20 protein-coding genes and 3 pseudogenes are annotated in these 24,557 nt (G+C 58.3%); 11 read left to right on the forward strand and 12 right to left on the reverse strand.

From position 1 onward, the window contains the following. Positions 1-108: 108 nt before the first annotated feature. Entirely contained in the window at positions 109-996 is an 888-nt protein-coding gene (locus tag AAEZ06_RS24895; RefSeq protein WP_350616727.1) for a LysR family transcriptional regulator, read from the forward strand. 252 nt (positions 997-1,248) lie between these two features. Here the strand turns inward: AAEZ06_RS24895 and AAEZ06_RS24900 are convergent. From AAEZ06_RS24900 to AAEZ06_RS24920, 5 genes and pseudogenes are all read right to left on the reverse strand, one after another. Beyond that, a pseudogene (locus AAEZ06_RS24900) lies at positions 1,249-1,650 on the reverse strand (ATP-binding cassette domain-containing protein); the annotation flags it as partial. Then, positions 1,647-2,612: an ABC transporter ATP-binding protein gene (locus tag AAEZ06_RS24905; RefSeq protein WP_350616729.1), complete on the reverse strand. Its 966-nt coding sequence runs from the start codon at positions 2,610-2,612 to the stop codon at positions 1,647-1,649. The gene AAEZ06_RS24905 and the pseudogene AAEZ06_RS24900, both read right to left, overlap by 4 nt. Beyond that, on the reverse strand, positions 2,609-3,466 hold the full coding sequence (locus tag AAEZ06_RS24910; protein WP_350616731.1) for an ABC transporter permease: 858 nt from the start codon (positions 3,464-3,466) through the stop codon (positions 2,609-2,611). The genes AAEZ06_RS24905 and AAEZ06_RS24910 overlap by 4 nt, the downstream gene beginning before the upstream one ends. Further along, positions 3,463-4,410, reverse strand: coding sequence for an ABC transporter permease (locus AAEZ06_RS24915; RefSeq protein WP_350616733.1), 948 nt, complete (start codon positions 4,408-4,410; stop codon positions 3,463-3,465). Before AAEZ06_RS24915 ends, AAEZ06_RS24910 begins: the two co-directional genes overlap by 4 nt. A gap of 3 nt (positions 4,411-4,413) precedes the next feature. Continuing rightward, positions 4,414-5,301, reverse strand: coding sequence for a proline iminopeptidase-family hydrolase (locus AAEZ06_RS24920; protein WP_350616735.1), 888 nt, complete (start codon positions 5,299-5,301; stop codon positions 4,414-4,416). A 181-nt stretch (positions 5,302-5,482) separates the two neighbouring features. On the opposite strand from AAEZ06_RS24920, the gene AAEZ06_RS24925 reads away from it, so the two are divergent. After that, entirely contained in the window at positions 5,483-6,247 is a 765-nt protein-coding gene (locus AAEZ06_RS24925) for a LuxR family transcriptional regulator (RefSeq protein WP_350616737.1), read from the forward strand. Positions 6,248-6,337: 90 nt separating this feature from the next. Then, on the forward strand, positions 6,338-7,240 hold the full coding sequence (locus tag AAEZ06_RS24930) for a proline iminopeptidase-family hydrolase (protein ID WP_350616739.1): 903 nt from the start codon (positions 6,338-6,340) through the stop codon (positions 7,238-7,240). 40 nt (positions 7,241-7,280) lie between these two features. On the opposite strand, the gene AAEZ06_RS24935 is transcribed toward AAEZ06_RS24930, so the two are convergent. Beyond that, complete coding sequence (locus AAEZ06_RS24935; protein ID WP_149413752.1) at positions 7,281-8,792, reverse strand: nucleobase:cation symporter-2 family protein; 1,512 nt, start codon at positions 8,790-8,792, stop codon at positions 7,281-7,283. A 159-nt stretch (positions 8,793-8,951) separates the two neighbouring features. Here AAEZ06_RS24935 and AAEZ06_RS24940 point away from each other — a divergent pair, with 159 nt between their 5' ends. Beyond that, on the forward strand, positions 8,952-9,785 hold the full coding sequence (locus AAEZ06_RS24940; RefSeq protein ID WP_350616741.1) for a nucleoside-binding protein: 834 nt from the start codon (positions 8,952-8,954) through the stop codon (positions 9,783-9,785). On the opposite strand, the gene punC is transcribed toward AAEZ06_RS24940, so the two are convergent. Further along, a complete protein-coding gene (gene punC, locus AAEZ06_RS24945; RefSeq protein ID WP_149413754.1) occupies positions 9,782-10,975 on the reverse strand; it encodes a purine nucleoside transporter PunC in 1,194 nt (397 codons plus the stop codon). The genes AAEZ06_RS24940 and punC overlap by 4 nt on opposite strands. A 122-nt stretch (positions 10,976-11,097) precedes the next feature. Between punC and punR the strand changes: the two genes are divergently transcribed. Further along, positions 11,098-12,012 carry a DNA-binding transcriptional activator PunR gene (punR, locus tag AAEZ06_RS24950; RefSeq protein ID WP_350616744.1) on the forward strand — a complete coding sequence of 305 codons (915 nt, stop codon included), beginning with the start codon at positions 11,098-11,100 and terminating at the stop codon, positions 12,010-12,012. Positions 12,013-12,021: 9 nt separating this feature from the next. Here punR and AAEZ06_RS24955 read toward each other — a convergent pair whose 3' ends face one another. After that, positions 12,022-13,191 (reverse strand): aspartate aminotransferase family protein, encoded by a 1,170-nt coding sequence (locus AAEZ06_RS24955; RefSeq protein ID WP_149413756.1) that lies wholly within the window; start codon positions 13,189-13,191, stop codon positions 12,022-12,024. Between the two features lie 103 nt (positions 13,192-13,294). Here AAEZ06_RS24955 and AAEZ06_RS24960 point away from each other — a divergent pair, with 103 nt between their 5' ends. Continuing rightward, a complete protein-coding gene (locus tag AAEZ06_RS24960) occupies positions 13,295-14,200 on the forward strand; it encodes a LysR family transcriptional regulator (protein ID WP_149413757.1) in 906 nt (301 codons plus the stop codon). Here AAEZ06_RS24960 and AAEZ06_RS24965 read toward each other — a convergent pair. Then, complete coding sequence (locus tag AAEZ06_RS24965) at positions 14,197-14,820, reverse strand: HAD family hydrolase (protein ID WP_350616747.1); 624 nt, start codon at positions 14,818-14,820, stop codon at positions 14,197-14,199. The genes AAEZ06_RS24960 and AAEZ06_RS24965 overlap by 4 nt on opposite strands. A 151-nt stretch (positions 14,821-14,971) precedes the next feature. Continuing rightward, entirely contained in the window at positions 14,972-16,165 is a 1,194-nt protein-coding gene (gene fabV, locus AAEZ06_RS24970) for an enoyl-ACP reductase FabV (protein WP_149413759.1), read from the reverse strand. A 331-nt stretch (positions 16,166-16,496) separates the two neighbouring features. On the opposite strand from fabV, the gene AAEZ06_RS24975 reads away from it, so the two are divergent. The 4 genes and pseudogenes from AAEZ06_RS24975 (at position 16,497) to AAEZ06_RS24990 (ending at position 19,641) form a co-directional block, all read left to right on the forward strand. Continuing rightward, on the forward strand, positions 16,497-17,321 hold the full coding sequence (locus AAEZ06_RS24975; RefSeq protein WP_149413760.1) for an aspartyl/asparaginyl beta-hydroxylase domain-containing protein: 825 nt from the start codon (positions 16,497-16,499) through the stop codon (positions 17,319-17,321). A 146-nt stretch (positions 17,322-17,467) separates the two neighbouring features. After that, positions 17,468-18,841 (forward strand): nucleotide 5'-monophosphate nucleosidase PpnN, encoded by a 1,374-nt coding sequence (ppnN, locus tag AAEZ06_RS24980; RefSeq protein WP_149413761.1) that lies wholly within the window; start codon positions 17,468-17,470, stop codon positions 18,839-18,841. A gap of 100 nt (positions 18,842-18,941) precedes the next feature. After that, positions 18,942-19,103 (forward strand): annotated as a pseudogene (locus AAEZ06_RS24985) (aspartate aminotransferase family protein); the annotation flags it as partial. Positions 19,104-19,266: 163 nt separating this feature from the next. Then, complete coding sequence (locus tag AAEZ06_RS24990) at positions 19,267-19,641, forward strand: hypothetical protein (RefSeq protein WP_133103548.1); 375 nt, start codon at positions 19,267-19,269, stop codon at positions 19,639-19,641. A 244-nt stretch (positions 19,642-19,885) separates the two neighbouring features. Here AAEZ06_RS24990 and mqo read toward each other — a convergent pair whose 3' ends face one another. Both mqo and AAEZ06_RS25000 read right to left on the reverse strand, forming a co-directional pair. Beyond that, positions 19,886-21,532 (reverse strand): malate dehydrogenase (quinone), encoded by a 1,647-nt coding sequence (gene mqo / locus AAEZ06_RS24995; protein ID WP_149413762.1) that lies wholly within the window; start codon positions 21,530-21,532, stop codon positions 19,886-19,888. Positions 21,533-22,046: 514 nt separating this feature from the next. Then, on the reverse strand, positions 22,047-23,933 hold the full coding sequence (locus AAEZ06_RS25000) for a methyl-accepting chemotaxis protein (RefSeq protein ID WP_350616751.1): 1,887 nt from the start codon (positions 23,931-23,933) through the stop codon (positions 22,047-22,049). A 288-nt stretch (positions 23,934-24,221) separates the two neighbouring features. Here AAEZ06_RS25000 and AAEZ06_RS25005 point away from each other — a divergent pair. Next, a pseudogene (locus tag AAEZ06_RS25005) lies at positions 24,222-24,403 on the forward strand (sigma factor); the annotation flags it as partial. Positions 24,404-24,557: the final 154 nt, after the last annotated feature.

Here is a 24,557-nt window from a genome sequence, read left to right on the forward strand (position 1 = left end):
AGGTTTAAACACGGAAAGGCGTGCACTGGCGATGGATGAACTTTACCCACTCTTATTGGTGCTAAATAGAGGACAATCACGAACAGTCTGTTGACTAAAGGATCAACAATGAATCACCTTGAAGCCATGAATCTCTTTGTTAGGGTGGCCGAACTTGGCAGCTTCACTGCGGCCGCCTGCCAGCTCGGGGTGGCGCGTTCTGTGGTCACACGCCAGATCGCTGCGCTGGAAGAACATCTGGGTATCAAGCTCATGGTTCGCAGTACTCGCAGGTTGTCGCTTACATCTGCGGGCAGCGCCTATCTAGAAAAGTGCCGGGTGATACTCGACTTGGTACAGGAGGCCGAGGCCGGTGTGATGGAGGAACGGCTAACACCGAGTGGGCCGCTGCGCATCAGCCTGCCACTGAGTTACGGCCTGCGCCGTCTTGTGCCGCTGCTGCTCGACTTTTCCCAGACCTTTCCCGAGATCAGACTGGCGATGAATTTCAGCGACCGGCAGTTGAGTCTGATCGAAGAAGGCATCGACCTGTCGATCCGCATCACCAGCCAGCTCGACCCAGAAGAGATCGTGCGCCGCCTCGGTAGCAGTCGCTTATTGACTGTCGCCGCACCGGAATATCTGGCCCGCCATGGACGCCCAGAAAGTCCCGGCGAGCTAGCCGGACACGCATGCCTTGGCTATTCGAGCCAGGTGAACAACCGCCCCTGGAGCTTCGAGGTGGACGGTCATCTGGAGTCGGTCTACGTGCCCTTGCGTCTGCAGGCCAATAATGGCGACGCGCTGGCGCAGGCAGCCGCCCAAGGGATGGGCATCGCGATGCTGCCTGAATTCATTGTCACGGAGTATCTAGCAGAGGGGAGATTGGAGGTTCTGTTGGACGCCTACGAGCCTCCAGCTTTAGGCATTTATGCGGTGCTGCCGAGCAATCGTTATATGCCTCACCGCGTCAGGGTGCTGATCGACTTCTTATCAAGCAAACTGGCTACTGCGTAATTGGCAGATACCTTCGGCAAAGCACAGCAGGTTTGAATCTATCCAAAAAGTCCGCTATTGGCCGATTTCTGCCTGTCGCCACCGGCAGCTATGGGCAGCTCACTGCCGGTCACCTTCTCTACGAGTATCGGTCAAGTCGGATGCAAACGATGGTCAGCATCAATGCCATTGATTGGCCAGCAGGAACGCAAACCACGAATCAAAACCTGTCGAACTTCAGGACGTCTTTCTCAATACCTAAGCCACCCCACCAACCCGGCGCGGGATAAGCTCTGGTGCGACCTTGCGCTGTACTCGCAACACTTCGAAGAGGGTTTCACCGATGGTCAGCCGTGGGTTCAACGCTGCATAAGGGTCCTGGAAAATCATCGCTGTCTCGTGACGCAAGCGGGCAATATCGATTGGGCCTCCATGGGTCATGTCGATACCGTCGACCAGCACTTGCCCGGCGCTGATGGGGTTGAGGTGCAGAATCGCCCGACCCAGGGTGCTTTTACCGCTGCCCGACTCACCCACCAGCCCGAGGGTTTCACCGGCGGCGATGTTCAGCGTCACACCGTTGACCGCCCTCACCCACTGCTTATTAAGACCCAACAGACCGCTGCCGGCGGCCGCGAAGCGCACCTCCAGGTCCTTTACCTGCAACAAGGTCATGGCCGATCTCCCAGGGGGTAATGGCAAGCGACGCGTGGACCGATCCCGGCCAAATCCGGCAACTGCTCGGTACACAAGGTGCCGATTTGCGGGCAACGTGGGTTGAACCGACAGCCTCCGGGCAAGGCATCCAGCAGCGGCGGCTGCCCGGCGATGGTGCGCAAGGCATGACCGCTGCTGGTGGCCGGCTGGCAGTCGATCAGGCCAGCGGTGTACGGGTGTTGCGGACGGGCCAGCAGGTCGTATTTGCTGCCGTGCTCGCACAGGCGCCCGGCGTACATCACGGCAATGGAATCGCAGGTCTGCGCCACCACGCCCAGGTCATGGGTGATCATGATGATCGACAGGCCACGACGGTCTCGCAAGTCCAGCAACAGGCGCAGGATTTGTGCCTGCACCGTGACGTCCAGGGCAGTGGTCGGCTCATCAGCGATCAACACCTGGGGATTGCAGCCCAGGGCCACGGCGATCATCGCCCGCTGGCGCATGCCGCCGGAAAATTCGTGAGGATAGTTGTCGATGCGCTGGCCGGGGTCGGGAATGCCCACCTGGCGCAACACCTCGATGGCCTGCAAGCGTGCTTCACGTTTCGACGCGCCCTGGTGCAGGCGGATGCCTTCGGCGATCTGTTCACCAATGCGCATCAACGGGTCGAGGTGGCTGCTGGGGTTCTGGAAAATCATCCCCAATTGCCCGCCGCGCATCTTGCGCATGCTGGCTTCATCCAGGGCCAGCAAGTCCTGGCCGGCCAGGCGAACGGCGCCGCCCTGAACCCGCAGGCTCGGCGAGGGCAGCAAGCGCATCAGCCCGCGACAGGCCATGGTTTTGCCCGAACCGCTCTCGCCCACCAGGCCGAGGATTTCGCCTTTGACCAGGTCAAAGGACACGCGATCCACCAGGGTCACATCGTGGCCGTTGTTATGGGCGATGACGCTCAGGTCCTGCACCTGCAACAAGCTCATGAACGATCTCCCAGCACTTGCGCAACACCATCGGCCAACAAGCTGAAGCCCATCGCCAGGGTCACGATGGCCAGCCCAGGAAAGGTGCAGATCCACCACGCCGTGGTGATAAACGCCTGGCCCTCGGCAACCATGGTCACCCACTCCGCCGTCGGCGGTTGCACGCCCAGGCCCAGGTAGCTGACCGCCGCGCCGTTGAGCAACACCAACACCGCGTCGGACATGGAGAACACAATCGAGCCGAACATCGCATTGGGCAACAAATGCCGGAATAGAATGCGCCCATGGCCAAAACCCAGGCTTTTCGCCGCCAGGGCGAAGTCGCTTTCCTTGAGCACCAGGATTTGCGAACGGATCAGCCTCGCGTAGGACACCCAGCCCACCAGCGCCATGGCGATATAGAAGCTTTTCAGCCCTGGCCCGAGGATTGCCATGATTGCCAGCATCAGCACCAGGAATGGAAAGGCCAGGATCACATCGATCACGCGCATGCAAAGGCTGTCGAAACGCCCACCGATATAACCGGAAATCGCACCGATAAACGTGCCGATTAGAAACGGAAAAATCACCCCAACGATGGCCAGTTGCAAATCGATGCGCGCACCCCAGATCACCCGCGAAAGTATGTCTCGCCCGTAGTTATCCGTGCCAAATGGATGGGCCAGCGTCGGCGCCATCAAACTGATATCCGTGTTTTGCGCGATAGGATCAAACGGCGCGATCCACGGTGCGAACAGCGCCAGCACCAGCCACGCCAACAGAATTGCCAGGCCCCACGCCGCTGTCAGCCGGCCGTTGCGAAAACCAAAACGCAGGCGTAAACGCCAGGCGGGAATCAGCGGGCGGCTGCTCATTGCATTTTCACCCGAGGGTCGAGGGCGACGGTCACCACATCAGCCACGAAGTTGACCACCACGGTTGCGCAGGCCAATACCATGGCCACCCCCTGCACCACCATGTAGTCGCGGGTAAAAATGCCGCGCACCAGCAACTGGCCGATGCCGGGAATGGCGAACAGACTTTCAATCACCACCGTGCCGCTGATCAGCCAGCCAATGTTGACGGCCAGCAGGTTGACCGCCGGCACCAGGGAGTTAGGCAGCACGTGGCGACGAAACACCGCTCGCTCGGATAAACCCCGCGCCCGCGCGGCGGTAACGTGATCGGCCTGCAACTCCATCAGCATGCTCGCCCGCAGGTTGCGCACCAACACCGCCGACAGCGCCAGGGCGATAGTCAGGCACGGCAGCACCATGTGATGGGCCTTGTCCAGCCAGGTTCGGCCATAGCCGGACACCGGGAACAGGCCCCATTGCACGCTGAGCAGCAGGATCAGCATCAACCCCAGCCAGAACGCGGGCATGCCCAGGCCGACGGTGGTGAACAAGCGAATCAGATTGTCGGCCCAGCCGCCTTTGTTACGCGCGGCCACAGTGGCCAGGGGCACGGCAATCAACAGTGCCAGCAGGACGCTGCCAAGCACCAGGAACAGAGTCGGCTCGATGCGGGTGACGATCAGCTTCAAGGCGTCGACCTTGTACAGCAGCGACTGGCCGAGATCACCCTTGAGCAGGTTTTTCAGAAAGTAGAAATATTGCAGCCACAACGGTTGGTCGAGGCCGTACTGCGCGCGAATTTTCAGCAAGGCATCCGGCGTGCTGCGCGAGCCCAGCAGCGCCCGCGCCGGGTCACCGGGAATCGAACGCACCAGCACAAAGGTAATCAGGCTGATGCCAAACAGCACCGGCAGCAATTGCAGCGGCCGGAAAAGCACAAAACGGTAACGCGCCAGGTTCATTCGTCAGCCTCGGTGACGAGCAAGGAAGTCCAGCAGCACCGGGAAGTAAGCCTGGGGCTCTTCATAAAACGGCATGTGGCTGCTGTTGGGGAAAACGTGCAACTCGGCGTGCTTGACCGCCATCTTCATGCGCATGGCGCAGGCGGGGGTCAGTTCGTCATGCTGACCGGTGGTGATCAGCACCGGCATGCTGAAATCGGCCATCTCGGGGATGCGGTTCCAGTCCTTGAGATTGCCGACGTAAAGAAATTCGTTGGGCCCCTGCATGGTCTCGTAGGGCCCCATGTTCCAGTTGTCGAGGGAACGCTTGACCGGTTCCGGCCACTCGTCCAGCCGGCAGACATGGCGGTAGTTGAGCAACGTGATCGCGGCCTGGTATTGCGGATGGTCGAGGGTGCCCATGGCCTCATGGCGCTGCATCATCGCCACCGTTTCACTGCCCAAAGCGCCGCGCAGGCGTTCGAGCTCCTGGGACAGGTGCGGAATGTCACCGACGGTATTTTCCAGGATCAGGCTTTTAAGCGCGTCAGGATAGTGAATGGCGTACTCGATACCCAGCCAGCCGCCCCAGGAATGGCCCAACACGTGCACGCGGCCCAGGCTGAGCGCCTGGCGCACAGTTTCGACTTCCTCGACATAACGGCCGATTTCCCATAGGGAAATATCGGTGGGTCTGGCTGATGCGCCCGTACCAAGCTGATCGAATGCAACGACTCGCAGGCCTTTGTCTTTGAGCCAGCCATGAGCGTCGCGCAGATAGTCACAAGGCAGCCCAGGGCCGCCGTTGAGGCAGAGCAACACTTCATCGCCTTCGCCAAAGCTGTAGACCACAAGGTTGTGGCCGTCGACTTGCACGTTGTACTGCTGGTCGGGGGCTATTTCACGCCACATGCATACATTCCTTGTTGTGTGTCGGCCTGGCAGATAGTGGCCGTTTGAACCAAACACTACCGAGGTTGCCGTGCGCCCATAACCTAGCAATTCTTATAGGTTTGGTCTGGCAGTCCTTCGCCGGGGCGTGGCATTCTACTTGCGGCAAGTCGAGATTCAAACGAATTCGGGAGCAGAAAGGATGCTGACCAAGTTATCTGCGTTTAACAGCCATCTCCTGCCCGGCAGGAGCCTGGATGAGCAGATGGACAACACCCTCGTATTGGCCCAGCACCTGGGTTTTGATGCCTTGGTGTACGACTACACACCGGTGCCGATCGACCACGATGGCGCATTGATTACGCCCTCCGTGCTGCAACTGCGCAATACACCCTCCGACTGGTACTCGTTATGGTGCGGTTCGGGGTTCTACCAGATCGATCCGGTGCAACACCTGGCCCTCAATTGCGTGTCGCCGTTCGTCTGGTCCTACGAGGCCAAGGCTGATACCCCGCTGCAAAAGATCATCAACCGCCGCCACGCACCCGTCTCCTGCTACCTGCACGACCAGCAAATGACCTGCGGCGTCAGCGTTCCGATTCACTTGCCCAGGGGCGGCTTCGCCTCGCTGACGGGCCTGCGCACCGGCAAAGCCCGCACGGTATTGCAAGATGCTCGCCAGACCCTGGCGGATTTCAACCTGATTACCCATGCCTTGCAGGAAGCGGCCTACCCGTTATTCAACAAGGAACTACGTTCGTATCCGCATATCCATCTGACCAAGCGCGAGCGTGAATGCTTGAAGTGGGCCGCCGATGGCCTGACCGCCGCCGAAATTGCCACCCAGTTGAGTCGCTCCCTGGCGGTGGTCACCCTGCACCTGGCCTCGGCCATGCACAAGCTGGGGGCCAAGAACCGGGTACAAGCGGTGGTCAGGGCCAGCCATTACCGGCTGCTTGACGACTGACTCAACGAAAAACCTAGCTATTTTGCTAGTTACTTAAATTTGCGCTGCCGATTATCGTATGCCTGACCATTTTTCATGGAAGGGCACGAAATGGAATTCATCGAAAAAATCCGCGAAGGCTTTACTGCCTTTGGCGCCTACCAGACGTGGTACCGGGTCACCGGTGACCTTGATAGCGGCCTGACACCACTGGTCATCCTCCACGGCGGGCCCGGCTGCACCCATGACTATGTAGACGCCTTCAAAGACGTCGCCGCCAGCGGCCACGCGGTTATTCACTATGACCAACTGGGCAACGGCCGTTCTACCCACCTGCCTGACAAAGACCCTTCGTTCTGGACGATCGGCCTGTTTCTGGAAGAACTGGACAACCTGCTGGACCACCTACAAATCAGCAAAAACTACGCCATTCTCGGGCAGTCATGGGGCGGCATGCTCGGCAGTGAGCACGCCTTGCTGCAGCCTAAAGGCCTGCGCGCACTGATCGCGGCCAACTCGCCGACGTGCATGCGCACCTGGGTCGCCGAAGCCAATCGTCTGCGCAAATTATTGCAGGAAGGTGTGCATGAAACTCTGCTCAAGCATGAACAGGCCGGCGCCTATCAGGCCCCGGAATACCTGACGGCCTCGCGGATGTTCTATGACCAGCATGTCTGCCGGATCAACCCATGGCCGGAAGAAGTGGCGCGCACCTTTGCCCAGGTCGACGCTGACCCCACGGTGTATCACGCCATGAGCGGCCCGACGGAGTTCCATGTGATCGGCACGTTGAAAGACTGGAGCATCATTGGCCGGCTGTCCGGCATCAAGGTGCCGACCCTGGTGATTTCCGGTCGCCATGATGAAGCCACGCCGCTGGTGGTGAAGCCGTTCCTCGATGAAATCCCCAATGTGCGCTGGGCATTGTTCGAAGACTCCAGCCATATGCCCCACGTCGAAGAACGCCAGGCATGTATGGGCACGGTGGTGAAGTTCATGGATGAGGCTTGCTGATAGATAGGATCGTTCCCACAGCGTGGGAACGATCCTATGACTACACCTCGCTGGTTTCAGCCCTACCCTGCACCGCCGCCCTCTTCGGCACCTCTGCCAGCAATGGAATCTCATTGCCTTCTGCATCAAACAGTTTGCCCCCGCAGAAGTAATCCCCCTCACGCAACGCCGCCACATCCTGGAAATACAGGCTGCGCTCGGTGCCAGCGACGAACACCGACTGTTGATCGGAATTGCCCGCCGTGAAGTGGTTGAACGCCAGGTTCAGCAGGATCGCCATGATCGCCGACGAGCTGATCCCCGAATGAAAAATGGTGGCAAACCAACTCGGGAAATGGTCATAAAAGCTCGGCGCTGCGATAGGAATCATGCCGAAACCGATGGAAGTGGCGACGATGATCAGGTTCATATTGTTGCGGTAGTCAACCTTGGACAACGTGCGAATACCACTGGCCGCCACGGTTCCGAACAACACAATCCCCGCACCGCCCAACACGGAGGTGGGCACCGCTGCGATGACCCGTCCCATAAACGGCAGTAGGCCGAGAATCACCAGGAACAGGCCGCCGGTGGCCACTACGTAGCGGCTTTTGACCCCGGTCACCGCCACCAGGCCGACGTTTTGCGCGAACGCACTTTGGGTGAACGAACCGAAGATCGGCGCAAACATGCTCGATAGCATATCGGCACGCAGGCCGTTGCCCAAGCGCTTGGAGTCAACCTTGGTGTCGATGATCTCACCTACCGCCAAGATATCAGCCGAGGTTTCCACCAGGGTCACCATGACCACGATGCACATGGAAATGATCGCCGCTAGGTGAAAGGTTGGCATGCCGAAATGGAATGGCGTGGGAAAGCCGAACATCGCACCCTGGGTCACGCTGGAGAAGTCAGCCATGCCGAGGAACACCGCAATCAGCGTACCAATCACCATCGCCAGCAGGATCGACAGCCGTGAAATGGTCGCGCTGCCGATCTTGCTCAGCAACAGCACCAGGGCCAGGGTAATCGCCGCCAGGCCAATGTTCGACATGCTGCCGAAGTCTTCGGCGCGGCTGTTGCCGCCCATGGCCCAGCGCGCGGCGACAGGCATCAGGGTCAGGCCGATGGTGGTGATGACGATACCGGTCACCAGGGGTGGGAAGAACTTGGTTATTCGCGAGAATATCGGCGTAATCAACAAGCCGATCAACGAGGCGGCCATCACCGCGCCAAGGATCGCCGGCACACCACCTGCTCCCTCGCTGCTGACAATCGCCACCATGGTTGCAACGCCAGCAAACGACACCCCTTGCACCAGCGGTAACTGACAGCCAAAGAACGGCAGACCCAGGGTTTGCAGCAAGGTGGCCAGGCCGCCGGCAAACAACGAAGCGGCGATCAACAGGCCAATATCGGCCGGCGACAAACCGGCCGCCTGACCGACGATCAACGGCACGGCAACGATGCCGCCGTACATGGTGAGCACATGCTGCAGGCCGTAAGCCATGTTGGCAGCGACGCCGAGATTCTCATCTTCTGGCCGTTGCGGTGACGCCTTCGGGATAGTCATGGTGAGGGTTCTCTATTTTTGTTGTGCGCCCACTGTATGCAATACGAAGACTATATGTCCATATGGTTGTATACAATCAATCGAACAAGTTACCCTCCGCTGGCGTTACAAAAATACGATTCGGCCGCTATGAGCCAAAACGCCAAAGGAATTAAAACAATGAAAAAGGCACTGCACGGCGCAACCGTATTACTGACACTCTTCGGCGGCGGGGAGGCTGTCGCGGTGGAATGGATGAACAACAGCGTGGGATTTCGCTACGGCCAGCAGTTCACCAATCCGAATAACCCCGATGATTTCAGCAAGCGCATCTACAGCTTCACCCACGCCAGCGGCTATCAGTACGGCAGCAACTACCTGAACCTCGACGTGTTCCTTTCCGACAGCCGTGACCCGCGCAAGGGCACCGATCACGGCGGCAGCGAAGTCTATGCCGTCTACCGCCACCAACTGTATGCCTCACGGGTGTTCGACGTGCCGCTGGGAACCGGTGTGATCAAAGACTACGCCCTGACCCTGGGCTTCGACGCCAACCGCAACAACAACCTGGCGTCGGCGAAAAAGCGCGCCCTGGTGGTTGGCCCGACCTTGAAGTTCAACACCGTCGGCGTGCTGGATCTGAGCCTGATGTACTACAAGGAAAAGAACCATTCCGGCATCCCGGGAGCGAAAGATCCGAACCACACTTTCGACGATACCTACATGCTCAATTTGACCTGGCTACGCCCTTTCGAGATTGGCAATCACGGGGCGAAGTTTCAGGGTTTTATCAATCATGTCGGGGAGAAGGGCGACGACTTCCATGGCCGCAACACTGCGCCGGAAACCCTGATGCGTACCGCACTGATGGTGGCGGTGCGGTCGGGAAAAAGCGTCAAGCCGAACCTGTACCTGGGGGTGGGCTACGAGTACTGGCATAACAAGTTCGGCGTGGATGGCGGACGGGGCAGCCGCACATCAACGCCAACGGTGAATATGGAAGTGACGTTTTAGGGTGTTCGAACCAGATCGGCATCGGAATTATCAACCCTGGGCCGCGCCAACCAATAGCCCAATACGGCCAACGGCGCGGTCGCCAGCATGACGATTGCGGTGATCAACAACGGCTGCTCGATCATCGACGACACCAATAGGCTACTGACGAAACACAGCCCCAATTGCAAGGTGTTCTGCAACGCTGCGGCCTTGCCGGAGTTTTCCGCAAAGGGCATCAGCGCATTCGCCACGACAATCGGGTAGCTGGCGCCATTAACCAGCGCCATCAGGCAGAACGGGATCAGCAAGGTGGTGAGGGTCGGCACTGTCAATGTCGCCACCAGATACAACGCCACCATGCTGATGCAGTACGCAACCAGCAACCATGGCAACAAGGTCCTGCCCTCGAAACGCTGCAAGGCGCTGCGGCAACTGTAGCCACCAATGAGAAACGCCAGGGTCGGCAACACGTAGCTCAAACCGATGTCATTGGGGCTATAGCCCATGTCACCCAGAATGAACGGTGATGCGGTAAGCCAGGCGAAGAAACTGGCCGAGCACGCGGCAAAGATCATTACGTTGCCACTGAACACCCGTGACTTGAGCAATTGTCCGTAACCGAGCTTGGATTGTTCGCCATCGGCGGTCAGGCGTTTCGGCACAGTTTTGAGGCATAACGTTGGCAACAGCAGCAATAGCGACACGCCCAGCAACACGGCGAAGATCGCCTGCCAGCCCCAGTGATTCAACACCAGCGCACCCAACAGCGGTGCCAGGGCTGGTGACAGGGACATCAGCGGCATGATGCTGGCAAATACCCGATGAGCCTTGTCTGCCGGGTAGCGGTCAATTACCAGGGCTTGCCAACTGACGGCGGCGGAACACACGCCTATTGCCTGGATAAAGCGCAGCGCCCACAGCTGGGTCGTGGTCTCGACCCAGAACATGCCCAGGCAACCGAGCACAAACAGGCTAAGGCCGGTGAGCAGGACCGGCTTGCGCCCGATACGGTCGGAAAGCGGTCCCCACAACAACTGCCCAACGGCAAAGCCTGCGAGGAAGATGCTCAGGCTGGCGCCCACGGCACCGGCGGATATTTGCAACTGGGCGCCCATGGCGCCGAAGGAGGGTAAGTACATGTCCATGGCCAGATAGCCGAGCATGCTCAGCCCCGCCAGGTACCAGGTGAAACCAAAAGAATTTTTCATTGAAGCCTTGTTTAACCTGCCATCAAACTATTTGCTGACTAGCGCCCATTATGAAGCTGACAGTTTCCCTGTGAAGCGATAATAATTGGACATTCTTATCAATATTTTTGAAGGCAGTTACCATGTGGTCCGAATACTCCCTGGATGTCGTCGATGCGGTAGCCCGTCACGGCAGTTTCAGCGCCGCCGCCCAGGAACTGCATCGCGTGCCGTCCGCCATCAGTTACACCGTGCGGCAGCTAGAGGAGTGGCTGGCGGTTCCGTTGTTCGTCCGCCGTCATCGAGATGTGGAGCTTACGCCGGCCGGCAAGCTGTTTGTTGATGAAGCCCGTAGCGTGATGAAAAAAATGCTCGTCACTCGCAGGCTATGCCAGCAGGTGGCTAACGGCTGGAGCGGGCAACTGAAAGTGGCGGTGGATTCCATCGTCAAACAGCAGCGCTGCCGGCAACTGGTGCTGGATTTCTATCGCCAGTTTCCAGACGTGGAATTGCTGCTGGAGTACGAGGTGTACAACGGCGTGTGGGACGCCCTCGCGGACGACCGTACCGACATCGTGATTGGCGCCACCAGCGCAGTGCCGGTGGCCAGCCATTTCACCTTTCGCGACATGGGACTGTTGAATTGGCTCTGCGTGGTCAGCGCCCACCATCCGCTGGCGCAGGTGCAAGGCCTGCTCAGTGACGACCAATTAAGGCCCTTCGCATCGCTGTGCATGACCGATACCTCGCGCAACCTGCCCAAGCGCGATACCTGGACCCTGGATAACCAGCGGCGTTTAGTCGTACCCAACTGGGCATCCGCCATGGATTGCCTGCGCGATGGCCTGTGCGTCGGCATGGTGCCGGAACACCTGGCGCGGCCGTTGATCGAGCGCGGTGAACTGGCAGCCCTGCAACTGTCCCGGCCCTTCCCCGCCAGCCCGTCCTGCGTGGCCTGGGCACAGAACAAGTTTTCCCCGGCCATGGCCTGGTTGCTGGGGTACCTGGGGGACACCGATACGATGAATCAGGAGTGGTTGAATGGCGATGATCTATAGGCTCTCCTCTCAGGCCAAGCAACGGGAAAGGGTGCGCACAATCATATCCACTTCTTTAGCATCAATGGTCAACGGCGGCAGTAAGCGGATGATCTTGCCCCGCGTCACATTGATCAGCAGGCCATGCTCGCGCGCGGCGATCAGCGCCAGGTCACGATAAGGACGGGCCAACTCGATACCGATCATCAAGCCCTGCCCCCGAATCGCCAGCACGTGGGGATGCTCACTCAACTCCACCCGCAATCGCGCCAGCAGCCGCTCGCCCTGGAGCGCTGCGTTCTCCAGCAAGCCCTGCTCTTCAATAATATCCAGCACTGTGCAACCGACGCGACAAGCCAGCGGGTTACCGCCAAAGGTACTGCCGTGACTACCGGGAGTGAACAACTGCGCCACGGCCTTGCGCGCCAGGCAGGCACCAATCGGGATACCGTTGCCCAGGCCTTTGGCCAGGGTCATGACGTCCGGGACAATGCCCTCATGCTGGAAGGCGAACCACTGGCCGGTACGACCAATTCCGGTCTGGATCTCATCGAGCATCAACAACCAACCTTGCCGGGTGCAGTGATCCCGCAGGGCTTTCAGGTAGCCGGGGGGAGCCAGTTGGACGCCGCTTTCGCCCTGGATCGGCTCCAGCAATACCGCAACGATGCGCGCGCCAAACGCCTGAGTCACCGCCTCCAGGGCGGCCAGATCGCCGAAGCCAACCTTGATAAAGTCCCCCGGCAAACGCTGGAACCCCAACCGCACCGACGGCCCGTCACTGGCAGACATCGTGCCCAGGGTACGGCCGTGAAAGGCGTTGTCCATGACGACCACCAGCGGCTGCTCAATGCCTTTTTTCCAGCCATACAACCGCGCCAATTTCAACGCCGTCTCATTGGCCTCCGCGCCGGAGTTATTGAAGAACGCCTGATCCAGGCCCGATAGCGTGCTCAAGCGCTGAGCCAGGCGCTGCTGCCAGTCGATGCTGTAGAGGTTGGAGGTATGCAACAGCAACCCTGCCTGCTCGGTGATTGCCGCCACCAGCCGCGGATGGGAATGGCCGACATTGGTCACCGCTACACCGGCCACCGCGTCCAGGTATTCACGCCCCTGTTGGTCCCACAGGCGAGTACCCAGGCCGCGGATGAAGCTTAAATCCAAGGGTTGATAGGTGGTCATCAGGCAGGCGGCGGTCATGGCATCAGGCTCCAGTGCTTCGTAGTGATGGCTACAGTATCGTTAGCCACCAGAGCTGGATAAACTGCGAATATCTGCGATCACTTTAAATCAAGGCTTGATAATGGATCTGTTCCAGGCAATGACGGTGTACGTCAAGGTAGTGGAAAGCGGCAGCATGACAGCGGCAGCGCAGTCGTGTGGGATGTCCACCACCATGGTCGGCAATCACCTGCGCGCCCTGGAACAGCGCCTTGGTGTCAGCCTGCTCAAGCGCACCACCCGTAAACAGAGCCTGACAGAATTCGGCGGACTCTATTATCAGCGCTGTTTGGAAGTGCTGGGCCTGGTGGCCGACTCCGAACAACTGGCCGAGCAGATTCACAGTGAAGCCCCCAAGGGCCTGTTGCGGATCACCGCCCCGCCTGCGTTCGGCGCCGAGCGCCTGGCACCGGCGCTGAGCGAGTTTTCCCGGCGTTATCCGCAGATCCAGTTATATGTGGTGTTGAGCAACCAGTCGATGGACCTGATCGACAGCGGTTTCGATGCAGCGATCCGCCTCGGTGAATTGCAGCCCTCCAGCCTGATCGCTCGGCCGTTGCAGAACTACACCATGACCCTGTGCGCCTCACCAGGTTACCTGGCGCGCCGGGGTACTCCGCACACTGCGCAGGATTTGCAACAGCATGATTGCTTGGCATTTGCCTACCCCTCGACCGACGATTGGCGCAACGCCGACAAACAATGGCGCCTGCACGGCCCAGAGGGAGAAATCGAAATCGCCGTGTCCGGCCCCATGACCGTCAACAGTTCCCAGGCCTTGCACCGCGCGGCAGTAGAAGGCATGGGTATCGTCATGCTGCCCGACGCCCTGGTCGACCCTGACCTGAGGGCGGGCAAACTGATTGCGTTACTGCCAGGCTATCAGCCGCCCTTCCGGCCGATGCATCTGCTGTACGCCCAGGACCGCTATCGCCTGCCCAAGCTGCGGGCCTTCGTCGACTTCGTGATGGAGCTGTGGGCGCGCTAGAAGCTCACACCCAATGCGCGCAAACGTTCACCGGTGTGTTCGGCGGATACGTGGTGAATCCCCTGCCAGCCAAGGGCAATAGCCGCCTCGATATTGCCGGCCACGTCATCGATAAACACCACTTCATCGGGTTTGATGTCTGTCAGATGGGCGCGAACCTGAGCAAGGCTGGCGTGGTAGATCGCGGCATCGGGCTTGATAAGCTTCACTTCGCCGGACACCACGATGTCGCGAAAATACTGCAGGAAGGAATAGTTGGCTCGGGCATACGGGAAGGTTTCGGCTGACCAGTTGGTCAATCCGAACAACGGCATTTTTGCCTCATGCAACGCCTCCAGTATCGCTACGCCCCCGGACAGCGGGCCACGCAGCATTTCGTGCCAGCGGTCGTAATAAGCCTGGATCAAAGACTCATGTTGCGGATGCTCGGCGATCAGCGTGCGTGTTGCTTCAGCCAGGGTGCGCCCGGCGTCCTGCTCGGTATTCCAGGCCTGGGTGCAGACCGTGTCGAGAAACCACTGGCGCTCGCGCTCATCGGTAATCAGTTGGCGGTACAGGTGCTGCGGGCTCCAATCGAACAAGACACCGCCAAAATCAAAGACCACTGCGCGAATCGTCATCGGGAAATCTCCGTTAGCGTGAGGTGAGTCAGGCCGCTAGAGATACAGGATCACTTGGGAGTTTCACAACCAGGAAGGCACAACATCGAACGATGTTGCAAAAAAAACGGCCTCCCGCCCAAGGCGAAGAGGCCGTTGTATTACGTGTTGCTTAAGCCTGAACCAGACCTTCGAGCTTCACCGTCGGATTGACGTCAGCGTCGTAGTCCACGCCTTCGATCTCGAAACCGAACAGGCGCAGGAACTCAGCCTTGTAACCGGCAAAGTCGCTGATCTCATTGACGTTGTCGTCAGAGACCTGATTCCACAGTGCCGCAACGGCATCCTGTACTTTCGGCTCCAGTTCCTTGAGGTCGGCACGCAGGCGGCCGTCGGCGTCGAGCTTGGGCTCTTTGCCATACAGGCTGTCCTTGAACAAGCCGTAGACCTGCTCGATGCAACCTTCGTGGCTGCCCTGTTCTTTCATTACCTTGAACAGCAGCGACAGGTACAGCGGCATGATCGGGATCGCCGAACTGGCCTGGGTGACCACGGCCTTGAGCACCGACACACGGGCGTCGCCCTTGAGTGCTGCGAGGTTTTCGCGCAGGGTCAGGACTTTCTTGTCCAGGTCTTTCTTGGCTTCGCCGATGGAGCCATTCCAGTAGATATCCTGGGTCAGCTTTTCGCCCAAGTAGGTGAACGCAGTGGTCTTGGCGCCTTCGGCCAACACGTCGGCTTCACGCAGGGCATCGATCCACAGCTGCCAGTCTTCACCACCCATGACCTTCACGGTGCCGTCGATTTCTTCCTGGGTAGCTGGCTCCAGGGTGGTGTCGACGACGACGCCCTTGTCGGTGTTGATGCCACGCAGGGTCACGGACTTGCCAATCGGTTTCAGGGTGGAGGTGTGCACCACGCCTTGTGGGTCGGTGCGGCGTGGCGCGGCCAGGCTGTAGACCACCAGGTCGATCTTACCCAGGTCTTTCTTGATGGTTTCGATGGTCAGGCGCTTGATCTCGTCGGAAAAGGCGTCGCCATTGATGCTCTTGGCGTAGAGGCCTTTCTCTTTAGCAAACTTGTGGACAGCGGCGCTGTTGTACCAGCCGGCAGAGCTGAGCTTGCCCTCTTCGCCTTCTTTCTCAAAAAACACGCCAAGGGTGTCGGCGCCGCAGCCAAAGGCGGCGCTGATGCGCGCGGCCAGGCCGTAGCCGGTGGAAGCCCCGAGAACCAGAACCTTTTTCGGGCCACCTTCGATGGCGCCGTGTTCAGTTACGTAGTCAATCTGTTGCTTGACGTTCGCTTCGCAGCCAACAGGGTGGGCCGTTACACAGATAAACCCACGAACCCGCGGTTTGATGATCATAAAAATTCTGCCTCTTCCAAGGTGCCGAAGGCCAATGGTGGCCATTACAGCTTCAATCGTTCTGGTCTATGACGCACGGAAAACCGAAGCGTCACGATAGTCGCAATTCTTCTGTTCACAAAATCCAATTCACCGCAGTTCGGGGACGCCGTCTGGAGGATGGCCAAACGTAAAAACTGTAGGTGGCTTTCGCACATTTGAAAGATTTAAAACGCCTATCCGGCAGCTAACGTCTTATTATGACGGGATTGTTTCAATATGTTTCAAAATACCACCACTCGCATCCATGGATTTGGACCTGTCGAATGGCGTCCAGCTGGAGCTGAGTTTCATGAATAAGCCTGCTATCCGCAAAAAACTGGTCTCGATCGCCTGGGTACTCGGCGTCTTGTTGATTATCGACATCTTCCCCCAGACTACCTTGGTGTTCCTGGGCCTGGTGGTGCTCTGTGGTCTCTATGATTTCCTGCGCAACGGCCTGTACGACCGCACAACCATCAAAAAATATTTTATAGGCAGCGGCCGTAATACCTGGCTATTAGCACCGTTCAACACCTTGTTCGACGTATTGAGCAAACCCAATCGCCATATCTACAAAATGCACGACCTGCCGCCGGCCTGGCGCGAGGATCTGCAACAGGTGATCGACAACGCCATGGCTCACAAGGATGAAATCATCGAGTACCTGGACGCACGCATGGCCGAGAAGAAACGCGGCATGCTGTTTTTTCAGTGGTACGGACGCCCAATCGAAACCACTCTGGACATTGCATCGCTCAAGGAAAAACTGCCCTACGTCAAAACCATCGGGGTGTCGGTGTTCAATGAAAACCGCTCCACCTCGTTTCACTTCGGTCCCCTGCGCCTGATGTACCGGGTGTTGTACAACATGGCTCCGGCGCCCCACCACGAGGGGGTCTACATTCAAGTGGGCAAGCACAAGCACTATTGGCATGACGACCCGCTGTTCATTTTCGATGACACGCTGATGCACGCGTCTTTCAATAAAAACGATGCCAAGCGCTATTGCCTGTTCATTGATATCGTCCGGCCTTCACTCCTCCCATTCGTCCTCAGAGGCCTGATTGCGGGCTTTGCCGGTGTGGTCTTTACCCTGCGGCGGTTTTTCTACAAGAACTGGAAGCTGATTCAGTAAGTTCTGCGGCATGATGAAGGGCGACGGTGTTTGCGTCCGGCCGCTGAGCCGGAGAAAATGCCAGTCCAATGCGACCTAATCGGCGCTCATCATCCTCATGCCACTGGCTGTCCGCGGTCCGGTGGCAGCGCTTTCAGGGAATCAGAATGCCCCAACGTCAAGTCATCAACGCGTCCGTAAGCCCCAAAGGCAGCCTCGAAACACTGTCCCAGCGTGAAGTCCAGCAGCTCAGTGAAGCAGGTTCCGGCAGTATCTACACCCTGTTCCGCCAGTGCGCCCTGGCAATCCTCAATACCGGCGCCCATATCGACAATGCCAAGACCATCCTCGACGCCTATCAGGATTTCGAAGTCCGCATCCACCAGCAGGATCGTGGCGTACGCCTGGAGCTGCTGAACGCGCCGGCCGATGCCTTCGTCGATGGCGAAATGATCGCCAGCACCCGTGAGATGTTGTTCAGCGCCCTGCGGGACATCGTCTACACCGAGAACGAACTGGACAGCCAGCGCATCGACCTGAGCAACTCCCAGGGCATCACCGACTACGTGTTCCACCTGCTGCGCAACGCCCGCACCCTGCGCCCCGGTGTCGAGCCGAAGATTGTGGTGTGCTGGGGCGGGCACTCGATCAATACCGAAGAATACAAATACACCAAGAAAGTCGGCCATGAACTGGGCCTGCGTAGCCTCGACGTGTGCACCGGTTGCGGCCCTGGCGTGATGAAAGGCCCGATGAAGGGCGCGACTATTTCCCACGCCAAACAACGCATCACCGGCGGGCGCTACCTGGGCCTGACCGAGCCGGGCATCATCGCCGCCGAAGCGCCGAACCCTATCGTCAACGAGCTGGTGATTCTGCCGGACATCGAAAAGCGCCTGGAAGCCTTCGTGCGAGTCGGCCACGGCATCATCATCTTCCCGGGCGGTGCCGGTACAGCTGAAGAGTTCCTGTACCTGCTGGGCATCCTGATGCACCCGGACAACCGCGATGTGCCGTTCCCGGTGATCCTCACCGGGCCGAAACACGCCGCGCCGTACCTGCAACAGTTGCACGCCTTTGTCGGCGCAACCTTGGGCGAAGCGGCCCAGGCTCACTACCAGATCATCATCGACGACCCGGCCGAAGTGGCCCGCCAGATGACTGCCGGGTTGAAGACGGTCAAGCAGTTCCGCCGTGAGCGCAATGATGCGTTCCACTTCAACTGGCTGCTGAAAATCGACGAAGGCTTCCAGCGCCCGTTCGACCCAACCCACGAAAACATGGCCAGCCTGCAGTTGAACCACGCCCTGCCCCCTCATGAACTGGCGGCCAACCTGCGCCGGGCGTTCTCCGGGATCGTGGCCGGCAACGTCAAGGACAAGGGCATCCGCTTGATCGAGCAGAATGGGCCGTACGAGATTCACGGCGACCCGGAGATCATGAAACCACTGGATGAGTTGTTGCAGGCGTTTGTGGAGCAGCACCGGATGAAGTTGCCGGGTGGCGCGGCGTATGTGCCGTGTTATCGCGTCGTTCAGTGATGCTGATGCCGGGGAAGAACTGATATGTCCTCTTCATTTTCTTCCCTGAGCATCCACCTGTGGCGCTACGGCATTCCCGGCGACTGACCCAGGCATGCCGTGGGCCAGTCGGCTCAATCAGTCGGGGGTGGCTTATGTGACGCCGGCGACCTTGCACGGGCGTTGGATGGTGCGGGTGTCCATTGGCGCGCTGACCACTGAGCGCGAGCATGTAGCCGCGTTGTGGGAGCACTTGCAACAGGTGGTGGCTTGCCCTCGATGAGCGACCTATGGACCAATGGATCGGGTCCACCGTAACTCCTTACCCTAATTCAACGCAGCCAAGACCACCGGCATGCAACGGCTGACCTGAGCCACAGCGTTGCAGTGACGCTCACGCTTTGGTAAAACCTGCTGCTACAGACCTTATCTAGAGAAAGACAAACGTGCGCACGCTTCTTCTCGCTACTTTGGCATTGACGCCCACCCTGGCCTTTGCCGAAGCCATCGCCTGGCCCGAGCTGCCCGACACCTGTTTCGTCAGCGGTCGTTCTGCCACCAACGCAGATGTCGATAGCGGCTGTGCGGCGTTTCTGATTAACGTCAAGGGCAAGGCAGCAGGTACGCCCATCAAGCTGGATATTCCCCAGTACGCCATGCACATTAAAGAAGGCACTGGGAAAGAGACGCCGGTAATCATCATCCAGGCGGAAGAAAACGGCGATATCAAGGCTGTGGGTTACAAGGAGCTGGGCACCGAACAACTGGGCGCGGCGCTTTTGAAGGAAATGCGTTTGCTAGGAACGAAAAAACCAATATGAGCGATGCGCTCATGGCAGGTGAGGCGAACAAATTATGTACCCAAAAAATTACTGACCAGCCCTCCGTTTCAGCATCCTGCTGGCGCTGCCGTTGAACGGGCAAGTTAAAGATGAGTTTAGCGTCTGATCCTAACGTTTGCCGAAATGCACCTGAACCGCGCCCACAAAAAAAACCGCTGACCGGCTACTGGCTCAGCGGGTTTTTGGTATCGGTTCGGCCCTGACTCAGGACCTCACCAACCTCTTACAGTGCGATATCAGCCGCTGGCTTGCTCGGCTCGGCCGCAGGCTTTGCAGCCTCAGTGGCTTTCGGAGCAGCCCTCTGAGGAATCGCTGGCGGAGGCGTCAGTTGCAGAACCTTGGCGGTGTAGGCCCATTCTTCAGCAACACGCTCAGAACTACCATTCAGCTGAGTACCGTAGCTCGGCACGATCTGGTGCAGCTTTTCCTGCCAGGCCGGGGACGCAACCTTGTCCTTGAACACTTTCTGCAGCACGGTCAGCATGATCGGAGCCGCAGTCGACGCGCCTGGCGATGCACCCAACAAGCCTGCAAGGCTGTTGTCAGCGGAGCTGACCACTTCGGTACCGAGCTTCAGGACGCCGCCCTTCTCTTCGTCACGCTTGATGATCTGCACGCGTTGACCAGCTTGCCACAGACGCCAGTCTTCTTTCTTGGCGTTCGGGAAGTACTCTTGCAGCGCCTTGAAGCGGTCGTCGTCCGACTGCATCAGTTGACCAGCGAGGTACTCAACCAGCGGGTACTGCTCAATGCCCACCTTGGTCATCGGCCAGATGTTGTGGGTGGTGGTGCTGGTCAGCAGGTCGAAGTACGAGCCTTCTTTCAGGAACTTGGTGGAGAAGGTGGCGAATGGACCAAACAGGATTACGCGCTTGCCATCCAGCACGCGAGTGTCCAGGTGCGGAACCGACATCGGCGGTGCGCCAACGGAGGCTTTACCGTAGGCCTTGGCTAAATGCTGCTCGGCGATGGTCGGGTTCTCGGTCACCAGGAACGAACCACCAACGGGGAAACCGGCGTATTCACGTGCTTCCGGAATGCCCGATTTCTGCAGCAGGTGCAGTGCACCGCCGCCCGCACCGATGAACACGAACTTGGCGTCGGTTTCGGTCTTGGTGCCGTCTTTCAGGTTCTTGTAGCTGACGCGCCAGGAGCCATCGTCATTCTTGGTGATGTCTTGCACTTCGCTCGACAGCTTCAGATCGAACTTCGGCGTAGTTTGCAGGTGAGCAACAAACTGACGGGTGATCTCGCCAAAGTTCACGTCTGTACCGATCGGAGTCCAGGTGGCCGCGATTTTCTGGCTAGGGTCACGCCCTTCCATCATCAGCGGAACCCATTTCTTGATCTGCACCGGGTCTTCGGAGTATTCCATGCCCGCGAACAATGGGCTCGCCTGCAGTGCTTCATAACGCTTCTTGAGGAACTTGATGTTGTCATCGCCCCACACAAAGCTCATGTGCGGAGTGGAGTTGATGAACGAACGCGGGTTCTTCAGAACGCCCTGCTGAACCTGCCAGGACCAGAACTGACGGGAGATCTGGAATGCTTCGTTGATCTCGACCGCTTTCGGGATTTCAACGTTGCCATTCTTGTCTTCCGGGGTGTAGTTCAGCTCAGCCAAAGCCGAGTGACCGGTACCGGCGTTGTTCCAGCCGTTGGAGCTTTCTTCGGCAACCCCATCGAGGCGCTCGACCATCTCCATCGACCAATTCGGTTCCAACTCATTGAGCCAGACACCGAGGGTCGCACTCATGATGCCGCCGCCAATCAGCAGCACATCGACCTTCTTTGCCTCTTCCGCGTGAACAGACGTGATCCCCATCGACAAAGCCAGCCCCAACAGGGCAGTGTTTACTTTCTTGAACATCGTAGCACCTATGATAAAACGCCATCCGCCCTACAGCCCCGCATCATCCGGCAACCTGGATTCGCGCTGCGCCAGGCAACGCACCGCAGGTTCCCGCATTCATAAGGACTGAAGGGTGGGCACACAAGGCCGACGTATCGACCTCACTTTTATGTCCCTTCTGCGCTGACTTCTTATCATTATTGGCTTCAGCTACCTCGGCGACAGCCATCCTGCCATGCGTGTACGGATGCACGAATGGAAGAAAGGATAGACCAAGATGGCGTGCAGAATATCATGCTCGGGTTGGATGGGGGGGCATCGCATCCGGCATAACGGCTTCCTTGGGAAAAGCAAAATCGAGGGATGGGCTTTAGTATTGAAGGCGACTGGTAGGCGCTCGCTCGTACTTTCCGAGCGCCCAAAACAAAACCCCATTTACTTTCGCAAGTGGGGTTTCGGAATCTAATATTGACGAGTGAGCGGGCTTGCCCCATCACCACAACGTCTTATCCAGCGCCTTGCAGAACGAATGTCAGATCTTGAAGCTATCAACCAACTGCTTCAAACGGCTGGCTTGTTGCGAGAGTGCATCACAGTCTTTCAAGGTTTCGTTGAGGTTGACGACGCCCTGCTGGTTCAGCATGTTGATTTGGTTGATGTCGACGTTGAGGGTTTCCACCACGGCGGTCTGTTCCTCGGTGGCCGCCGCTACCGACTGGTTCATCCCGTCGATCTCGACAATCCGCTGGGTCACGCTGACTAGGCGTGCGCCGGCCTGGTTGGCCACCTCGACACTTTCTTCGCTGGAGACTTGGCTGGCATTCATCGTCGTCACCGCCTCGCGCGAACCGATCTGCAACGAGGTGATCATCTTGTGGATCTCTTCTGCCGACTCCTGGGTCCGGTGAGCCAGGTTGCGTACTTCATCGGCAACCACTGCAAAACCGCGACCGGCTTCTCCGGCCCGTGCCGCTTCAATCGCGGCGTTGAGGGCCAGCAGGTTGGTTTGCTGGGAGATACCTTTGATCACGTCAAGAATGTGGCCAATGTTATCGGTGCTGGCATTCAGGTTTTCAATCTGGGTGCAGGACAGGCTGATTTTCTGCGACAACTCCGACATTGCCAGAATGGTTTTTTCCACCACTTTGCGACCGTCATCCGCTTGCTCGCTGGCACTGCTGGCGTGTTGCGATGCATCGGCGGCGTTGCGGGCGATTTCCTGAGTGGCGGCACCCAGTTCGTTAATCGCAGCAGCCACACTGTTGGTGCGAGCACTCTGTTCATCAGAACCGATAATCGATGCGTTGGATGATGCCATTACTCGCTGGGACAGATCATTCACTTGACGCGTCGCCGAGGAAACTTCGGAAATCGATGCGTGAATTCGCTCGACGAACTGGTTGAAGGCGCTGCCCAGTTCACCAAATTCGTCTTTGCTTTCTACGGCCAGGCGTCGGGTCAAATCACCCTCGCCCTGGGCGATATCCTGCATGGCGCGGCCCATGGTGGTCAGCGGGCGCATCAACACCTGGATCAGCAAGCTCAATAGAACGGCAATCGCCGTGACAGCGATGAACATAGCGATCAAGGCAGACGTACGGAATTTACCCAGCTGTGCGTAGGCTTTATCTTTGTCAATCGACAGACCGATGTACCAGTCTGCATTCGGCAAGTCGCTGATCGGGGTAAACGACAGAATTCGATCCTGTCCCTTGAGGAGCACATCCTGATTGACCTTCTCGATGCGGACATTGGTACCTGGGTAGATGTCCTTGAGATTTTTCATCACCTGGTCCTGGTCCGGGCTGGCGATGACCTGACCGTCGCCGCTAACCAGAAACGCATGACCGATACCGCCGAAGTCCACCGAGTTGATGATCTTCACCAGGGTTTGCAGGCTCAAGTCACCGGCTACCACACCGAGCAGTTCACCGTGCTTCTTGACCGGCATGGCGATGGTAACGATCAAGCCACCCACACCGGCTATATCCATATAGGGCGGCGTGAGCATGGTCTTGTCCGCGGCGACCGCTTGCTTGTACCAGGCGCGCTGACGCGGATCGTAACCCTCCGGCATTTTCTCGTCAGGACGCTGGGTGAAGACGCCATTGGTTTGGCCAACGTAGGTGTACTGGAAATTCGACGTGAAAGCCGATTGATCGACCAATCCTGGCAGGTCGGCACCGCTGCCTTGATAGGCGATGTTTTGCGCAAGAGTTTCCAAGACCAGCACCCGACCACTGAGCCAGTTCTGCACGCTGCTGGCCGTCAGATCGCCTGACTGCTGGATGGACGACTCCAGATTTTGTTTGATGGTGCTGCGTTGCAGATAGTCGTTGTACAGCGTGAATAACGCGAAGGCCAGAACCACAACGCCTGACGCGGCCAACAGAATTTTATGACTGAATTTGAGATTCATTTCATCGACTTCTTTTTGCCAAAAGTGAGTGGGCGTGCTGGATGCAACTTTCCATGTAACGGTATAGGCGGACTCTTCGACCACTCTATTTCGGTGCACGCATGGCTCATCAGGCTTTCGGCCTCATCCGGATAAAACTTAAGGATTTGCGAGATACATCCTCTTTTAATGTGAGAAACCGACCAATAGTAGCGGCTCGGGACACTGACCAGCCCTTTGTCAATGCCATCTCTCGAGTGTGCAGTACAGACGCTTTACAGCAACCACTACGGTTGGCTGCGTAGTTGATTGGACAATGCCGCGGATGCGGCCGACTTGACTTAGGACACCTTTGTCCGTCTGCTGCAGAAAACCGAGCGATTCTAACTGAGGGCGCGCGGGCCTTTTTGCGTACGATTGCCAAGGCGTTGGTGATCGGCCACTGGCGTCGCGAAGAAATCGAGCGTGCCTACCTGGAATCCATCGCGCAGTAACCCCAAGCACTGGCTCCAAGTGCCGAAGCTCAGATAGGAGAACATATGGCAGGCGCTCGCTCATACTTTTCGAGCGCCCAAAACAAAACCCCATCTGCTTTCGCAAATGGGGTTTCGGAATTTAATCTTGACGATGACCTACTCTCACATG

This window comes from Pseudomonas sp. HY7a-MNA-CIBAN-0227, assembly GCF_040310325.1.
Lineage (GTDB): Bacteria > Pseudomonadota > Gammaproteobacteria > Pseudomonadales > Pseudomonadaceae > Aquipseudomonas.

Coding starts and splice junctions, on each gene's coding strand:
- AAEZ06_RS24895 (WP_350616727.1), top strand. CDS start 109: ATGAATCACCTTGAAGCCATGAATCTCTTTGTTAGGGTGGCCGAACTT.
- AAEZ06_RS24905 (WP_350616729.1), bottom strand. CDS start 2,612: ATGAGCTTGTTGCAGGTGCAGGACCTGAGCGTCATCGCCCATAACAAC.
- AAEZ06_RS24910 (WP_350616731.1), bottom strand. CDS start 3,466: ATGAGCAGCCGCCCGCTGATTCCCGCCTGGCGTTTACGCCTGCGTTTT.
- AAEZ06_RS24915 (WP_350616733.1), bottom strand. CDS start 4,410: ATGAACCTGGCGCGTTACCGTTTTGTGCTTTTCCGGCCGCTGCAATTG.
- AAEZ06_RS24920 (WP_350616735.1), bottom strand. CDS start 5,301: ATGTGGCGTGAAATAGCCCCCGACCAGCAGTACAACGTGCAAGTCGAC.
- AAEZ06_RS24925 (WP_350616737.1), top strand. CDS start 5,483: ATGCTGACCAAGTTATCTGCGTTTAACAGCCATCTCCTGCCCGGCAGG.
- AAEZ06_RS24930 (WP_350616739.1), top strand. CDS start 6,338: ATGGAATTCATCGAAAAAATCCGCGAAGGCTTTACTGCCTTTGGCGCC.
- AAEZ06_RS24935 (WP_149413752.1), bottom strand. CDS start 8,792: ATGACTATCCCGAAGGCGTCACCGCAACGGCCAGAAGATGAGAATCTC.
- AAEZ06_RS24940 (WP_350616741.1), top strand. CDS start 8,952: ATGAAAAAGGCACTGCACGGCGCAACCGTATTACTGACACTCTTCGGC.
- punC (WP_149413754.1), bottom strand. CDS start 10,975: ATGAAAAATTCTTTTGGTTTCACCTGGTACCTGGCGGGGCTGAGCATG.
- punR (WP_350616744.1), top strand. CDS start 11,098: ATGTGGTCCGAATACTCCCTGGATGTCGTCGATGCGGTAGCCCGTCAC.
- AAEZ06_RS24955 (WP_149413756.1), bottom strand. CDS start 13,191: ATGACCGCCGCCTGCCTGATGACCACCTATCAACCCTTGGATTTAAGC.
- AAEZ06_RS24960 (WP_149413757.1), top strand. CDS start 13,295: ATGGATCTGTTCCAGGCAATGACGGTGTACGTCAAGGTAGTGGAAAGC.
- AAEZ06_RS24965 (WP_350616747.1), bottom strand. CDS start 14,820: ATGACGATTCGCGCAGTGGTCTTTGATTTTGGCGGTGTCTTGTTCGAT.
- fabV (WP_149413759.1), bottom strand. CDS start 16,165: ATGATCATCAAACCGCGGGTTCGTGGGTTTATCTGTGTAACGGCCCAC.
- AAEZ06_RS24975 (WP_149413760.1), top strand. CDS start 16,497: ATGAATAAGCCTGCTATCCGCAAAAAACTGGTCTCGATCGCCTGGGTA.
- ppnN (WP_149413761.1), top strand. CDS start 17,468: ATGCCCCAACGTCAAGTCATCAACGCGTCCGTAAGCCCCAAAGGCAGC.
- mqo (WP_149413762.1), bottom strand. CDS start 21,532: ATGTTCAAGAAAGTAAACACTGCCCTGTTGGGGCTGGCTTTGTCGATG.
- AAEZ06_RS25000 (WP_350616751.1), bottom strand. CDS start 23,933: ATGAATCTCAAATTCAGTCATAAAATTCTGTTGGCCGCGTCAGGCGTT.